Genomic DNA, 16,792 nt, shown 5'->3' with positions numbered 1-16,792 from the left:
GCTGCTTCGCAGCCAGCGGGGATAAATCCCCTCGCCACAATGGACCTGCTCAAGAGCATGCACCCATGAAGCCCTCCCGCCTGCTGCTGATCTGGCTGGCAATCCTGCTGGTCCTGGGCATGGTGCTGGGCACGTTACAAGCGCTGGGCATCGTAGTGCCATCGGCGCTCGTGTCGATCAATTGGGGCTTGCAACTGGCCCTGCTGGCCCTGGCTATCCTCGACGCGGTGCGCCTCAAGCGCTTGCCGTCGCCGCACGTGCAACGGCAAATGCCCGGGAGCCTGGCACTGGGTCGCTGGAGCGACGTTCACCTGGTGATCACTCACGACGCTCACCAGCCGCTGAACGTCCAGGTCTTCGATCATGTACCCAACGGCCTGGATTTCGAACACCTTCCCCTGTCGGTCGACCTTCAACCCGGCCAGCGCAGCCAGATCGGCTACCGCCTGCGTCCCCTCAAGCGCGGCCATTTCATCTTCGAACACTGCGAAATCAATCTGCCCAGCCCATTGGGCCTATGGACCGGCAAACGCTTGCTGGGTGCGGTCGATGAAATTCGCGTGTATCCGGATTTCGCCAGGCTCTACGACGGTCAGCTGCTGGTGGTGGACAACTGGCTCAACCAGCTCGGCGTGCGCCAGCGCCAACGGCGGGGCCAGGGGATGGAGTTCCATCAACTGCGCGAATTCCGCGAGGGCGACAGCCTGCGCCAGATCGACTGGAAGGCCACCGCCCGCCACCGCGCGCCCATCGCCCGGGAGTACGAGGACGAGCGCGACCAGCAGATCATCTTCATGCTCGATTGCGGCCGGCGCATGCGTAGCCAGGACGACGAGCTCTCGCATTTCGACCATGCCCTCAATGCCTGCCTGCTGCTCAGCTACACCGCGTTGCGCCAAGGTGACGCCGTGGGCCTGAGTACCTTCGCCAGCGATCCACCCCGCTACCTCGCCCCGGCCAAAGGCCAGGGCCAACTCAACGCGTTGCTCAACACCGTGTACGACCTCGACAGCAGCCAACGTCCCGCCGATTACCAGGCCGCCGTCAATGAGCTGCTGACCCGCCAGAAACGCCGGGCCTTGGTGGTGCTGGTGACCAATCTGCGGGATGAAGACGACGAAGACCTGCTGACGGCGGTGAAACGGCTGGGCCAGCAGCACCGGGTACTGGTGGCGAGCCTGCGCGAAGAAGCCCTCGACCGGCTGCGCCAGGCACCAGTGCAGACCTTGCCGGAGGCGCTGGCCTATTGCGGGACGGTGGAGTATTTGAATGCGCGGGCCGAACTGCATGAACGGATGAGCGCCCATGGCATTTCGGTACTGCAAGCCCGGCCCGGGGAGCTGGGGGCCGAGCTGGTGACGCTGTACCTGGGGTGGAAGAAGGCGGGAAATCTATAACAAATTTCCGTGTACATTGACCTCTGCCGGTAACGCCCGTGGCGGCAGAATCGAGCTAAGCAATTGCAGCTCAAAAGGGCCCCAATGTGACGCTTTAGTCAATATGGACCAGCTCAAGGACGCCCCCGTCACCAGCATGGATTCATACAGTGCAGGATCAAACTCCAATTCCAGAGCTCCCCCATCCTGCATTCCGATGGAAACGGTAGTCGCGTTGATCAAACTGCTGTCTTTCTTGACTCTCAACACCAGGGTGTGGCTTTCACCATCTTTCAAGCTCATTCTTCTGTTGACCAGATCGTCCATGTCAATGGGACGCTCGTTCAGCCAAAGCGTAAATTCCTGTACCCAACTGTCTAGCGTGCCCCCCACCTCAGAATCCAACCACTCCGCCTCCCACCCCAGCTCTCCCCTCACCGACGCACTCAATGAATAACGCCCTATCCTCGGCGGTAACTCAAAGGTAATCCGCGCCTTGCCATTCGCATCGGTAACGACCGGCTCCAGCACAACGCCCTTATAGAACCAGTGCACCCGCACCCCTTGAACCGGCTCACCGCTGGCCGCACTGACCACCGTGGCCTCGGCGCTGACTTCTTCCCCCGCAAGCCCCTCGAGGTCAGCGCTGGTCAGGCTTTGAATCACGCAAGCCTCATGGACGAGATACTCAAACGATACAACCTCGGTCCCACCGACTGCCCTGGCCGTCACGGTGCCCGGCCCGTCAACCGTCGCCACGAAACTGAAGCGTGCGACACCATAGAAGTTGGTGAACGTGATCGTGTCCTCCATGGCCACGTCCGTGCCACGCCAGGACACCTGTACATGTCGGGCCGGTTGACCGGTCAGTGCGTTGCTCAGGGTGATTTCAAAGGACAATGTTTCGCCCCAGTCGACCACCGTCGGGTCCTCATGCGTGGCCGCCAGGACATCCACCGGAATATGGCTGCCGAGGGAAAAAGCATTCAGCGGCGAGCGCGCCAGCAGCCGCGAGGCCGACAGCTGCAAATAGAACGCCGCATCGGTCCGGTCACCGGCCGCAAGACTCACCGGCAGGCCATCGACGGTCAATGGCCGGGGAAACCCTAGCCCTACCGGTCCGAAATTCATGGCCGTATCCAGTTCGTGAGCACCGTGGATCCCCAACGTCAGCATCTGATCGAGCAACGGGCTGCCCTCTGCGACCGAAAGCGTCAAGTCGAGCTTATCCGCCCGTCGAGGGAAGAACGTGTGTTCGCCCCAACGCTGCGTGCCCCCCGTACCGCCCTGTACGTTCAGGTCGAGCCAGGGATCTTCTGCATACGCGTGCACGGTGAACGTGTGTTCGACTTCACTCGCGTCATAGGGATTGCTGACCAACACCTGGACCTCACTGCCACCGGCCGTCGTCGGCCGGTAATCGCGCTGGGCGATACCGTCCGCGCCACTCAGGGCGGTTTCACCGTCGTGCCACTCCACTGACACGTCGTTGGCCGGCCTGCCCGTGAAGGCCGACACATACCGCAGGGCCAGTCGTGCGCTTTCGTTCTTGCTCAGGACCGGGTCCGTCGCGACCTCGTACGGCGTGCCGATCACCACTTTGTTGTGGGCCAGGTTAAGCCCGAAGGGCGGTGGCTGCGTAAAGGCACCAACGCCCAGGACTTCAGCGGCCCAGCTACGGGTGGCGACTTCGGTGGTAGCGGTGAAGTCACACTGGTAGCGAATGCCCCCCGCCGTCATCGGCGCCGACTCAGTCAAAGGCGGGGTGATGTTCCACCCTGACGGCAGGCCTGGCGCCACAGTGGTTTCAAACAACAGCCCATGCAACCCGCTCAGGTCATCCACGGGCTGGAGGGTCAGGTCGTGGATGGCACCGATGCAGGGGTACAGATCGATGGCGGCGGCCCAGGTTCTGGGTGCCTGGTCGAACACCAGCGTCATCGTCGGGGCCAGGTCCTGGGGCAGCAATCGGAATGCCAGGTCGAGCGGTTCCAGGTCAGCCGATATCACCTGCAAGTCAAACACACCACTGGAGTCGGTTTGCTGCGCTTGCACGGCCCAGGTCACCCCGGCGGCAGTCACAGGGGTCGGTGTTTCCATGCCGGTGATGACAATGGCACGGGCGCTCGCCGGATCGCGCCACCTCAGGGAAACCTCCTTGCCGAGCAACGGGCTGCCGGTTGTCACCGTGAGATGGAATTGATCGTTCTGCCCCATGCGACACACCACACCCGCCCCCACCCGATCGACCGCGGCGTCACCCAGTTTGAAACTCGCCGTTTTCCATGCGCTGGTCGCCAGTGTCTGGATGATGAAGTCACGCTCCGGCACCTGCCCGGTTTCACGGGGGTTGACCCGTGCCTTGAGGGTGTATTGCCCGTGCACCGAAGGTCGGTCAATCACGCTGGCCCAGCCGTCCACACCGGACCAGGTCCGCTGGAGCCCCTGGGCGCTGTCCCACTCCACGGGCACGCCGGGCACAGGCTGGTCCCCCTGGCTCAGCACCTGCACCATGCACCAGACATAATCGTTCTCATCGACCACCGGGACCCGGTTGGCTTCACGCACCCGGCCGATCTTGAGAGTGTGGCGCGCCAGGGACATGGCGTTGTTGACGGTAGGTTTCAGCAAACCGGTGGCGCCCAATCGCAAGCCGAAATCGCCGTCGATGCGGTCATCGCAGTCCAGCCTCCATCTCAGCGGGTTACTGTTGCCCGAGACCGGCTGCAATAGCGCCGGAGAAACCGTCACCCCCAACTCTTCAGGGGCTTTCCCATCCCATTCCAACCATACAGATTGGCCGCGCAACGGGCTGTCGGCGGCAAGCAACACCTCCAACTGATACGACCCACCGCGATCGGGGTAGCCGGTTTTTTCACCCCAGAGCGCGGCCTCCATGTTCGGAAACGCCACGCGCACATCCTTCATCGGGTCCGTGGCATGGGCCGTCACACTGAAGGTGTGCAGCGTGTTGCCTTCGGCATGGAAAGGGCTCTCGACGCTGGCCTTGACTGAAAGCGTGCCGGCGGTCTCGGGGGCAAAGTCGAACCAGGCATAGCCACCGCCGTCGGTTTCACCGCGAAACAGCACGGTATCCCCCAGCATCCAGGACACTTCCCGTTGAGGCATGGGCAGGTCGAGGTAATACGACTTCACCTGAACGCCCAGTTTGACTGATTGTTGATGCTCGATCACCGGTTGATGAGCCGGGTTCAGATGGCTCTCGACGACCAACCGATGGTGCCCCAGGGACACCGCAATCGGGTACGTCTCAGCGTGGTACTTGCTGTAGATGGACAGGTTGAACAGCTGGGTTTCATCGCTGACCGGCACCGGACAGTCCACTTTCCAGGTGTCTTCGAGCAGTTGGTTTTCACCCCATCCGGGTGTAATCACCACTGCATCCAGTGGATTGTCCTGGCTCCACAGCAACGCCTCGGTTCCCGCCCAGGGGCTGTCCGGCGCGGGCCGGAAGGACAGCTGGTGACTCTTCGCGCCGGTTGCCCCATGGCACAGGTAAAGCAGGGGCTCCCCGGTCGGGGTAAACACCTGGCCGTCATTGACAATCTGGGACAGGACCAGCGGAGCCAGTTCGAGGTGAAAATCGATCCGGGCGACAATCACGTCCAGGCGCGTGGTGGCTTCAGATGGGCTGAGGATGACAAACTCGAACAGATCATCGCTCTCGACATCGAACTCGATCGGCGCCGTCACTGGCGTCAGGCTCAGTGCCTGGGTTTCAGGATCGGCCCCCGGGTTGTCCGAGGGTGTCAGCGCGATCTCCAGACTGTCCTCGGTGCCGCGCCGACGCAGGCTGAAAACCCCGGCCACTGTAGAGCGGTTGTCGTACAGGAAGCTCAAACGGTAGCGCGCCCCTGCCGATTGCGGCACCGGCGCAGGTACGATCTGGGCGATCCCTCCTCCGCCGTAAAGGGACATGTAGTAGATGGATTGCCCCTCCCATTCGCCTGATTTCCTATCGTGTCTCTCGGGCACGCCGGCATTGTTCCAGTGGTTATAGCCCAGATCGAAATGTCCGTTGGGGAGCACATTGGTCTTGGTGTTGACCGGTTCTCTGTTCATCTTTGCACCCCCTTGAGCATTGCGCTTTCGGCGGCTCTGACTTTGCCCTGGACGTACCGGGAAAACGCCGGGCCGCCCACCTTGGCGGTGTAGCGAACCTTCACGATGATGTCGTTCAAGGCCGCCAGTTGGTTCTTCTGGCGATCCCACTCCTGGAACCAGGGGAAGGACAGTGTCCAGCGAGACACGGCGCCGGTGTTCTCGAAGATATTGCGCAGGCCCTCTTCGGGTCTCAACGCCGCCACGCCGAAATCGTCCAGGCCGATGGAAATGGCCATCTGTTCACCGCTGCTGATATTGAGCAGCACATCGGCCGGCGCCAGGCTGCTGTCGCCATACAGATAATCCAGCGACTCAAGGGACGCCTTGATGGCGGTGGAGCTGCCGATTTGCGTCAACGTCGCACAGACGTTTTCATAGGGGCCGAGCAACGTCGGCAAGGTCACGTCGACGGCGTTGATCTGACGGCAGTAGTGGTCGTGGTAATCCCGGTCGAACAACAGTTGTGAAAACTGGAAGTTCAGTGTGCCGTTGGCAATCAACCCCGCCCGCGCCTCGTCCCAGCTATGGTGATCCGCCTGAGGGTCGCTGTTGTCATTGAACAATTGACGCAGGGACACGGTCTTGACGATTTCCAGGCGTCGTTCGTACCGCAGCAGATAATCGGCCTCCATGCGTAGCAGATCGAGGCGCAACGAATCGCCGGCGGTCAGGCCGTAATAGTTATCCAGCCACGCATCGGTGCGGATGTGGCTGAGGCCGAATTCGGCGGTTTCCAGTTGCAGCGCGCTCTGGGCACTCAGGCACAGGCTGACGACCTGGTCGTAAGCCTGGTAGTGCAAGGTCTTGCATTGCCCCAGGTACCAGCGATACAGCTCGACGCGAGTGGCTCGGGTGAGCAGGAAGTCATAGAGTGCCTGGGCCTGGGCATTCATCTTGACGATTTGATCCAGATTGGCCTCGGCGGCCAACACAGCGTGTTTCTGCGCGTTGATCTGCTCGTCGATCATCGCCAGCTCCGCGGTAGCCTGGTCCCGAGCCAACCCCCAGTCTTCGCGTCGCCGCCGATAGCTTTCGGAGGTCGCGTCCTTCTCGGCATCGCTGCGAACGACCTCTGCCCCGACCTGGAACCCGTAAGCCAGGGCTCTTGGAGCACTGCCGAACTGATGGCCGCCGTTGGCCAGGCCGAACACATTGGGAAAGGCATCGATCACAGCGCCGGCCACTTGCATCGAGGTGCTCAGCGCCGTCAATAGCTTAACGGTGTCGAGGGCGCCCATGACCTTGTATTCGCTGCTGGAAATGTTCTCGCTGTACAGTTTCGTGTAGTGGGCTTGCCGCTCCGCGGTCAAGGTGCGGCTTCTGTTCAATGCCGCCAGCGTGTCCCGCAACTGCTCCAGATTTTCCTCCTGAACGGTCCGGACGAAGGTGCTCAATTCGGTCAGGTGGCGCTGTTGCAACAGTTCCTGCTCACCCCGGTCCTGCTGTTCCAGCAAGCGCATCACCTGGTTGCCGCAGTCCTGCAGATACTGGGTCGCCCGCAGGGCTGTATCGAACAGCGTGCGCCAGCGAAACGCCGCAACCCGCAACGGCCCGCCCATGGGGCGCACGGGCCCGGCACCGCCGGCGGCCAGGTTGTTGAGCAGATCCGCAGGGTTGATGGTGCTGAACAACTCGATGGACAGCGGTTTACCGTCGATGGTCAGGTTATGGCGCAGGTTGTACATGCGCTGGGCCGGTAACTCATAGAGCTGCAGCACACGCTGGCTCACCGGCAGGCGGAAACGCTCAACGCCGACAACGCCGGGGTCTTCAAAAAAACGGCTCCTGACCGGCACCCATCCCGGATCCAGCAACAGATCCTGCTCGAACGCCCTGAGCGCGGCACTGTCTTCAAGCTCCGCCACCAGTTCCGTCAGCGTGGCAGGCGTCCACTGACTGAGGGTGTGCATGTCCGGCGTGGCGCCCATCAGGTTCTTGGCGCGCAGGTATTGCATCTTGGCGGCGGCCAGACTGTCCCGTGTCAGTTGCCGGTACAACCAGTCGCCCCAGGCCACGAGGTTGGCAACGTAGTCGAGGAAAATCAGCATCTGGTAGTGCCGCGGCGTGGAATAGGCAATCGCGTCAGGATCGGTCGGGTTATCGGCTTCGCACCCCCCGTCCCCCTCGCTACCGGACACGTTCAATGGCCGGCAACGCCAATAGCGCGGCTTCGGATCCGCCCGCTCGGCCTGTGTGTCGGCGATCGCTTGGGGATCGAAGATGAAATGCAGCCATTGTTGGGCTTCGACGAAGCGCTCCTCATCCTTGAGTCGGGTCGCCACCAGGTGAGGCAGATGAAAAAACAATTCCCAAAAAAACAGCCCGTTGGCACCGTCGAACGGGCCGTTGGGTTCGTTCGAATCGTCGGGCAGCGGCGGCTCGTCGGGAAACTGGGTATCCCAATCGAGCACGGCATCGATCGACACATTGGCGCGTGTCACCAGCTCAGCGCCGATCAGGGTGTTCAGGCGCGCGTACTTGAGTGCCAGCCCCGAGTCGTTGAGGTGCAGGAATTGGGCCCCGCGTGGGTTGGTCTTGTGCACGGAAGGCAGGCTGGGGTCGGTGGGAACGCCCTTTAGCGTCAGGGTGAAGGTCTTGCTACCAAAACTATCTGGTCCCTTGAGGATGAACCGCGCCGTCAAACCGGCGAAGCTTGTGCGCTCGATCTCACGCCACCCAAACGACCAACCGCCGTTGTCGGAGTGCTCCTCGGAAATGTCCGGTTCGTCGTCCCCCCCTGAGGGGTACTGCAGCGAGAGGGTGAAAGTCTTTTCCTCTCCTGCCTTCCCGGGCATCAGCAGGGCACAGTGCGCTTGATAATGCAGGTACTGTTTGCCTCCACTCGTTGTCACTACCGTTTTGAGGGTGAACTGCTCTACCAATGGATTCGCGCCGCTCGACACCTCTTCTGTCATTTGGGAAAAACCTTCGGGGGCCACTCGCTGCTGGAGGATCGAGGAGTGCCAGAAACGAACCATGGCCAAGTGATCCATGACCGGCTTTTCATCGGCCACCTTACGAAACAGTGCGTCACGTGTTTCGTAGATCTCCACCGGCCAGGGAGGTATCTCAGGAAAAGCCAGTGTCCGCGCATTGGTCAAGTGCACCGCCAACCGCCCCTTGGGATACAACGGGTCCACGTCGTCGCGCAACATCACCGCCACCAGCCGACATCCCGGGCTGACGTCCTCGTCGAACGCCGACAGATTCAGCCGTATCGGCGGCGACCACTTCCCGTCCAGCGTAATGAAGGCCACCTTCAGCTCAAGCTCGTAGGGCTTTTGCAGGCCGCCGTCACCATCGAACAAGGCCTCGCGCCATTCGGCCCAGACCAGGCACAAGCGTCCCCCCCAAAAGACCAGGCGGCTGTCGAGCACCTGCGCATCGGCGGGGATATCGACCGGTTGCCACTCGCTCCATGCCGCCGGATTGATCGTCTGGGTGTCGGCGTCCAGCTGCACGTCGGCCTTGCGCCAGAAGTAACGGTAGGGGGCGATCCGTTCCCGGCCCACCAGGTAATAGTCGGCACGGCGGGCATCGGGCCCATCGACATAGCCGTTGAGCACATCCAGGTTGCACACTTCTTCAAAGGCGCGCAGGTATTGCTGCACGCCCGACTGCACCGAGTCGGTGGTCAGCCGGGTCTGGTTGAGGTTGTTCTCCAGCGTCCTGAACAAGCTGGTCTTGCGGATGCGCGCATACGGGGTGATGTAGTCTTCGGGCATGCACTTGAGCAACTGGCTGGCGGCCCATAGCGGATACTGGCTGGCGATGTCCCAGTCTTTCAGGTGCTTGCGGTCGAACTCCCGATGGCTGTAGCCGGGCTCCAGCTTCTGGTAGACGGCGTGGATGTACTGCTGGAAACAACTGACCGCCTCGGCGACCCAGGTCGTCTTGACCTGATGGTTGTCCAGGGGGTCGGTGCGCAGCCACTCCAGCAGATCGTCGGCGGTCTTGATCGGTGGGTACCCCTTACCGGCGTCATGGTCTTCGATTTCCTTGATACCCAAGGCACATTCGATCAACGCGTCGCGGCGCAGGGCGGTTGCCCGGGTGATGTCTTGCGTAGCCATTGCCCTCTCCTGTGAGGTGGGTGTCGTCGCCAACCGGCCAAGCTCCGTGGCGCTGGGTGGAGCGTTGTTTCAGGGGACGAATTTGACGGGGCGGAAGCCCAAATCGATGCTGCCCCTCCTGACTATCGGTTCTTCAATCTCCAGCGGTGTCGCGCTGGTGAACGTCACCTCGGTTATCCCCTCGGCATTGGTCTTGCCTGCAACGGGGAGAAGCGGGTCGAGATTCCAGGTCACCGCCTCATGGGCAGCCGGGTTGCCATGTCTGTCGTACATGAGCGCCCGCAGCGTGACGTCAACGCCGACTTTTTCCTCCCGGATGACGAAATCGCCCTGCGGACGCGCCAGTTCGAAACTGGACGGATCATTGCCCAGGCTGATCGTCACCGCTGGCTGCGGCTCACGTGCATCGAGCCGGTAACTGATCACATCACGCCCCATGGTGGTACCGGCATGCACGGTGACGGTGGCCTGCCCCTGCTCATTGGTGGTGGACTTCTGCGGTTCGACACGGCACAGCGTCGCCCCCCAATACACATTGACGTTCATCTGGGGCTCCTGCCCAAGGGTCACCGTAACGGTCAGTTGCGTGGTTTCCCTGCTGTTGGCGACCAGTTCGGTAGTCCCTACCGTGCTTTGGACCTCGACCCGATCGCCGGCGGCGTGGAGGCCGTACAGGGGTGACGTCCGATTCGGGTCCGCCAACCGGGCCGTGACCTGATCGGCCAGGTCCCGGTAAGCACTGAAGGATGCGTCGGGCAGCAACGTGCCCATTTTCAATATGGTGGGCGCATCGAGGGTGCTCTGGAGCGAGAACTCCCGCAGGCGCGTGAACAGATCCAGGTGTTGCAGGCTGCGGATGTAACCCTGCCCGCCGTTGACACGCTTGGCGCAGGCGAGCACTTCCTCGGCACTCCAGCCGAAGAGTTCGGCCAGCAGCTCGGCGGCATGGGCCTGTACCAGCAGGAGGCCGTCGCTGGACAGATCACCGGGCAGTTCATTGACCCGCTGCAGGTAATCGAGCAGCTGTGATTCGGGTTCCTCGCTGAGCGCAACGGCTCGGTTGTACACCGTCAGGTAGTACAAGGCACTTGGCGTGAAGGGGGCGGTGGCGGGTGCGTTTTCGACGCCATCGCCGATGACGAGATAAAGCGTCAGGAAGTCCGCGCTCAGCTTCAGCGCCTTCGCGACCTCGCTGCGGCCGATAAAGCTGTTGAGCATGCCCAGAAACGGGTCGCCGGGCTCATCCTCCTCACCGGCGCTTGACGGAGCGTCCGCCGTCGAGCGTCCCGACACATAGGCCAGCACCTCTTGCACTGTACTGCCCGCCCAGGTCAGCACCGGCAATGCCAGGGGCGAGGCCAGTTCGCCAAACACCGCCAGGCTCTCCTGAACCACACCACGCTGGCCGGCACGGCTGCTCAGCACCACTGCGACGATCTGTTCGACGGTATGCGGATCGTCTTTACCGAGCACTCGCCGCACCACGCGCGCGACCACTTCCCGGGCATAATCCTCATAAGCCGGGTCGGTGGATTCGTCGCGATGAATGACTAACCCCTGTTCATCGACCAGCTCAAGCAACTGTTGGGTCCATTGCCGGTCGTTGGACAACGGCGAGACACCGCCCATGCGCAACGCGGCCTCGGTAAACAACGCGGGCGCGAGCTGCGAACGGATCTGATCGAACAGCCGGGCCTGTGCCTCCGAGGGCTCGGTGGGCGCCAGCACGGGCTTGACGCGCGCCAGGGTCCAGGCCACGTCCAGGTTACTATTGGCGCACCAGCGCCCCCATCCCTCCAGGCACTGGATCTGGGTCAAGGCGTCCGGTGACTCCGAGTCGGCGCGGGCGTTGATCGCCGGCGAGCCCAGCAGCGCAGCGAGCCCGGCTTCGCCGCTCAGCCGGTTGAGGATCTCCACCGCCACATTCGGCGCGATCCCCAACAACTGCGGCAGCCTGACCATACGGTAGAACGCGGACAGTACCGGCCGGCTCCGCTTGAGCGCCGTCAGCCCCTGGGCGCTGGCAATCAACGGGGCCAGGTTGAAATAGGTCGCCAGGTCGATGTTCAGGCCACCGCAGATCTGCGCGACGGTCAACGCGTCGGCCTCGGTCTGCGGTATCAGCGCGAACGCACCGTCGTCCATCCGCAATGGCGGTGTGGACAGCACGTCGCGGTTGAACACCCGGTCGAATTGCGACAGCTCGGTGCCCCGTCCGAAAATCGAAATCTCGCCCACGAACGCCGCGAATTCTTCCGCCGAGCAGCGGTAGTCTTCCCGCAACATCTGAAACAGTCCCAGGGCCCGAACGGTGTTGCTGGTCATCCAGTAATCGGGCGGCTCCGTCGCTGACGGGCCGCCCGCCGGTGCCTCGGGATTCAGCTCGGCACCGATGATCGCCGCCAGCAGTGCATCGGTTTCATGGCTGGGCAATTGCAACGCGTTGTCCAGTCGGATCTTGCGGTTGAGCCGATCGATTCTGTCATTGAAGGTCACGTCTTCAATGAGCCCGATGATTCTATTGGTGCTGGCATCACCGCCATAGGTGATGCTCATCGAGTCATCCGCCAACCCATTGTTGACGAACACCGAGCCCGCATGTCCGGGGGTGATCACTGTATCGAGTATCAGCACATGGTCGGACAGCGAGGGGGCAAACGACTCGACCGAGAGCAAGGCTTCCAGCCCACGCTGAGTCAGCTTGGTCCGCTGGTTGAAGAACGCCGTCTGGTTCAGGTTCAGCGGTTCAAGACCTCGCGCCCCGAAGTTCACCTTGAACCAGTCATCGGTGTCCCCCTCGGGGAAAAGCGACTCTTCCACCATGAGCTGCCGCAACGCCGGGCTGAGCCGGGCCGCCTGGGTCAGGGCAGCGCCGCTGTTGCCACCCCAGGGCAGCGCCCGCAGGAAATAGGGAAACGCTGGATCGCACAGCTGCACGACACGGCCAATGGAGAGTTTCAGGTCCCGGGTCCACTCATCCAGCGTGACCCACGGGTGGTGATAAGGCAGCCCGTTGGGGTAGCGTCGCCGACTCAGCATTTCATCCAGATCGACGCCCTCACTCAGGGAGTCTTCGATGGACTTTTCCAGCACGGCGCTGACCACCTCGACCGATGACACCACCCGATATGTCGTCACCGGGTCGACGCGCAGCAGTCCCAGGTCCTTGCGGCGCAGGGTGAGCGCGTAGGCATTCTCGTTTTCGGAAGGGATGAGGCGGCGCTCGGACCAGTGCTTGAGCCACACCGCATAGGCCACGGGCGAATGGATGGCTTCGATCGCATCCGCCGGGCATTTATTACTGAAGTTGGGCTTGAACAGCTCTTCATAGGTGGGCCCCGGGACCAACGCCAGCAGGCCTTGGCGCAGGTGAGAAGGAAGCGGCTCCTGACGGGTCAGTTGATCTTCGATGAAGCTGCGCAGCACCCACGTTGCCAAGCCGTTGAGGCGTAAGGTGAGCGCCTGGGCATCTTCGGGGTCCAGCCCGTACTCGTTTACCAGCCCGGATGCCCCTTTGCGTGCCAGGGCACACACCGAGCCGCCCGCCTCGAAATACTGCCCCAGTTCGGACAGAGGCTCGGACTGTCGTCCCGCCAAGAGCTGTTCGCAAAAACGACTGGCAATTTGCGCCGGAGAATCTTTCATCGCAGTGCTCCGCTTCGAGTATTGGAGACGAGGTGGCTACAGGTCCTGGGCCAGGTCAAAACGCGGGCTTTCTCCCCAGTCCGAGCCGGCCTGCCGCGCCTTTACCCAGTGCGGGCCAGGCGTCAATGGCTCCCGGGGCGAGCCCGCCCAAGTGCCGTCAGCCACCGCAAGGTCCGGGACGATCACCTGCCGGGCGTCGAACCAGTGCGACACCTCAACATTCTTGCCGCTCTCACCGGTGCCTTCGAAGAACGCCGTACCCGCGAACCAGTGCCCCGCCTCCGGCGTCGTGAAGGTTGGAGCCGCGGACAACAACAGCACCTCATGGGTCGCGCTCCACCCGGAGCTGTACCCGTCGCATTCCTGCTGCACGATCAATGAATGAGGACCAGCCGGGCGCTCGATAGCCAGGGGCATCGACCAGGTCCGGTTCGCCTGCACCTGCACCCTGCCCAGCACCGTGTCGGGTGCATCGCTCCAGACCACGTCGATCCAGTCGCCGGTGTAGCCATGCCCGGAAATCGTCACCGTTGCGCCGAGGTGCTGCTGCAGTGCCGGCGACTCGATCACCGGGATGGCCGGCACGGCGGTGAAGGCATGGTCGGGGCTGAAATCGGAGTCCTTGTCCTTGAAGAACTGCTTGGCCCGCAGCGTATAGGTGCCTACCGGCAGGTGCGCGTCATAGAACCAGTAGCCATCGTTGCCTCTGGCCCGCACCCTTGCCAAAGGCTCGTCCGCACCGTCGAGCCACAACTCGACGGTCGCGGTGTCCAGCCCCGACACTTTGCGGGCATAGCCGTCAATGACCGAGACCCGGGCAATGGCATCGCCCGGCTGCGGATGGTCGATGGTGGGCGGAAACAGGATCACCTTGAAGCTGACGGGTTCGCTGTCCTCGGAGGGAAAGTCGCCGTATTGCTGGACCGCGTAAACCTTGTGATCGTCAAACGCAAGATCCTCGGTAATCGGCACCGACCATTCGTTACCGGTGACTTCGGCTTCGCCGAGAGGGATTTTCGACACGAAATCAAACACGCGCATCAAAGCCCCAGGGATACCACCCGAGCCCTGGATGACCGGGTTGTGGTCCACCTCTTCATCATCCACTGGTGAGGTGATGACCGGCCGTAACCCGACGACCTCGAACGACAGCGGCACCTCATCCGAGGTTTGGCCGCCAAAGGATTGCTTGATCCTGACGGTATGCGGACCGGGCACGAACGGTTCCGCCCGGGTGAAACTCCAGGTGGTGCCACTCACTTGCGCGTCATAGGGCGAAGCAGAGTCCCCGTCGAACCACACGTGCACCTCTGCACCCGCCAGGCAGGTACCGGAGAAGTGCGGAGTCAAGCCATCCTGGCGAAACTCCACGGTGGGCACCGGGGACCGGATGACGAAGGTTTGCGTTCCGGTTGGCTCAGACGGGATGCCATTGAACAGTTGCCGGGCTTCAACGGTATAACTGCCTGGATTCCAGGCCTCGGACGCAGCGCTTGACCACCTGTTGTTGGCGACATCGACAATCGGCACGACAGGCGTCGATTCTCCCACGCGCAGCACCTCGATCTGCGCCGCGGGTTGTCCCGTCCAACTGTGACCGACACCGGAAAACACCGGTTTGCGATCGGCACCCACCGTCACCGTCAGGGTGGGGACCGGGACGGGCACGGTGACCGTGAAATTGTCACTGCGAACAGAATAGATCCAGCCGCCCTCTCCATCGGGAACCCCTTGTTGGGCATTCATCTGGAGTGCGGCTGAAGGCGGCTGATCGGGCCAGTCGATGGCCCACGAGCCATTACTCCCGACAACGGTATGGACCTGGAGGGCGTCGCCGCTGAAAACCTCCAGCCTGGCGTCAGAGTAACCCCAGCCCGAAAACCTGACGGCGCCAGGGCTGGGGTAGGTGACTTGGATGTTCACCAGTCTCGGCGGCTTGATCTTGATCGCTTGGGCGACGCTGCGTGGCGATGTTACGCCCCGATAGGTCTGCTCGGCCACCAGCGAAGTCGGGCCCGCTTCCGGCACCTCTACGCTGACCCTCCAGGCACCGCTCGCCGTCACCTCCCCACCGCCGACGCGGACATCGTTAAAGTCGATCTTCACGTCGACGGTGGCGCCCGCCATGCTGTTGGTTCCGGTTAAATTGAAACGCATCTCCTGAGCAACTGAGAGAGGGTTGATGACCAACTGACCCAAGACAGTGAACGAGACCTCAGGCGTCACACTCGTTCCGGTAAGGTCCCCGACTTTGTACTGGGCCTTCACCGAGTGAACGCCGCTGGACAGTGGCTCAGTTGGCCTGACTTCCCATGTTCTCTCGGGTGTCACGTCACCCAGGTAAGCCAGCACAAGACTCCCTTCATAGACCCAGATCCTTGTGTCTGGAAATCGCGTCCCCCCGAAAACGACCTCATTGGCGCGCACCACGCTGTCCGATGCGGGCTTTGTCAGTGTCGTCAGGAACCTGTGGACCCTCCTGTAGTTATCCGGATTACGGTTGTTGGGTTGAGTGGCGTATATCTCCATGCTGTCGACCCCGCTCGGCATGGTGACACTCACCTTCCAAGTACCATCGCCATTGACAGTACCGGTACCCAGCTGGTCGATTTGGTGAGCTCGCCAGACAGTGACGGGATAGGCTCCAGGTATGCCATTGATCCCCGACACCTCGAACGTCGCAGGCACATAGCCATGCTCGGGCAGTCTGATTTCAATCAGATTGTTAACAACGTCCTTTGATGGCTCATCTTTTTCGACATCATCAAAGTCCATGGCCCGCCTCCCCGATCCTCGGCTTGCCTTGCGCAAGATCGCTCACAACCGATACCCGGGTTGACTCGGTGGGTACCACCTCAAAGCGCTGGCTATCCCCCCAATCCGAATCGCCTTGCCGGGCCCTCGCCCAGTGGGCGCCGAGCCGCAACGGGGTGTCGGGCGAAGCCGCCCAGACTCCGTCAGTCACCGGGCGGTCCTGCGCAACGAGCTGCCGGGCGTCGAACCAGTGCGACACCTCAACGCGCTTGCCGCTCTCACCGGTGCCTTCGAAGAACGCCGTACCCGCGAACCAGTGCCCCGCCTCCGGCGTCGTGAAGGTTGGAGCCGCGGACAACAACAGCACCTCATGGGTCGCGCTCCACCCGGAGCTGTACCCGTCGCATTCCTGCTGCACGATCAATGAATGAGGACCAGCCGGGCGCTCGATAGCCAGGGGAATCGACCAGGTCCGGTTCGCCTGCACCTGCACCCTGCCCAACACCGTGTCGGGTGCATCGCTCCAGGCCACGTCGATCCAGTCGCCGGTGTAGCCATGCCCGGAAATCGTCACCGTTGCGCCGAGGTGCTGCTGCAGTGCCGGCGACTCGATCACCGGGATGGCCGGCACGGCGGTGAAGGCATGGTCGGGGCTGAAGACAGATTCTTCATCTTGAAAAAACTGCCTGGCCCGCAGCGTATAGGTGCCTACCGGCAGGTGCGCGTCATAGAACCAGTAGCCATCGTTGCCTCTGGCCCGCACCCTTGCCAAAGGCTCGTCCGCACCGTCGAGCCACAACTCGACGGTCGCGGTGTCCA

Annotated in this window: 5 protein-coding genes and 1 pseudogene; 1 reads left to right on the top strand and 5 read right to left on the bottom strand. The window is 62.3% G+C overall.

What is annotated here, in order from left to right; translation table 11 throughout:
• Positions 1 to 65: 65 nt before the first annotated feature.
• The gene (locus CGA22_RS18885; RefSeq protein ID WP_041022936.1) at positions 66 to 1,397 is read left to right on the top strand and encodes a DUF58 domain-containing protein; all 1,332 of its coding nucleotides are present in this window, start codon (positions 66 to 68) and stop codon (positions 1,395 to 1,397) included.
• Here the strand turns inward: CGA22_RS18885 and CGA22_RS18880 are convergent.
• The 5 genes and pseudogenes from CGA22_RS18880 to CGA22_RS18860 all read right to left on the bottom strand — a co-directional run.
• Entirely contained in the window at positions 1,392 to 5,459 is a 4,068-nt protein-coding gene (locus CGA22_RS18880; RefSeq protein WP_041022937.1) for a carboxypeptidase-like regulatory domain-containing protein, read from the bottom strand. The genes CGA22_RS18885 and CGA22_RS18880 overlap by 6 nt on opposite strands.
• The gene (locus CGA22_RS18875) at positions 5,456 to 9,574 is read right to left on the bottom strand and encodes a neuraminidase-like domain-containing protein (protein WP_041022938.1); all 4,119 of its coding nucleotides are present in this window, start codon (positions 9,572 to 9,574) and stop codon (positions 5,456 to 5,458) included. The genes CGA22_RS18880 and CGA22_RS18875 overlap by 4 nt, the downstream gene beginning before the upstream one ends.
• A 69-nt stretch (positions 9,575 to 9,643) precedes the next feature.
• Complete coding sequence (locus tag CGA22_RS18870; protein ID WP_041022939.1) at positions 9,644 to 13,219, bottom strand: Tc toxin subunit A; 3,576 nt, start codon at positions 13,217 to 13,219, stop codon at positions 9,644 to 9,646.
• 36 nt (positions 13,220 to 13,255) lie between these two features.
• On the bottom strand, positions 13,256 to 15,994 hold the full coding sequence (locus tag CGA22_RS18865; RefSeq protein ID WP_188258677.1) for a hypothetical protein: 2,739 nt from the start codon (positions 15,992 to 15,994) through the stop codon (positions 13,256 to 13,258).
• Positions 15,984 to 16,792: pseudogene (locus CGA22_RS18860) on the bottom strand (hypothetical protein); the annotation flags it as partial. The gene CGA22_RS18865 and the pseudogene CGA22_RS18860, both read right to left, overlap by 11 nt.

It is taken from the genome of Pseudomonas sp. PSB18 (genome assembly GCF_014596565.1).
Taxonomy (GTDB): Bacteria; Pseudomonadota; Gammaproteobacteria; order Pseudomonadales; family Pseudomonadaceae; genus Aquipseudomonas.
This window is presented reverse-complemented; position numbering and strand designations above follow the sequence as displayed.

Excerpts from the sequence above, each read along its gene's own strand:
- CGA22_RS18885 (WP_041022936.1), top strand. The coding sequence starts at position 66 with ATGAAGCCCTCCCGCCTGCTGCTGATCTGGCTGGCAATCCTGCTGGTC.
- CGA22_RS18880 (WP_041022937.1), bottom strand. The coding sequence starts at position 5,459 with ATGAACAGAGAACCGGTCAACACCAAGACCAATGTGCTCCCCAACGGA.
- CGA22_RS18875 (WP_041022938.1), bottom strand. The coding sequence starts at position 9,574 with ATGGCTACGCAAGACATCACCCGGGCAACCGCCCTGCGCCGCGACGCG.
- CGA22_RS18870 (WP_041022939.1), bottom strand. The coding sequence starts at position 13,219 with ATGAAAGATTCTCCGGCGCAAATTGCCAGTCGTTTTTGCGAACAGCTC.
- CGA22_RS18865 (WP_188258677.1), bottom strand. The coding sequence starts at position 15,994 with ATGGACTTTGATGATGTCGAAAAAGATGAGCCATCAAAGGACGTTGTT.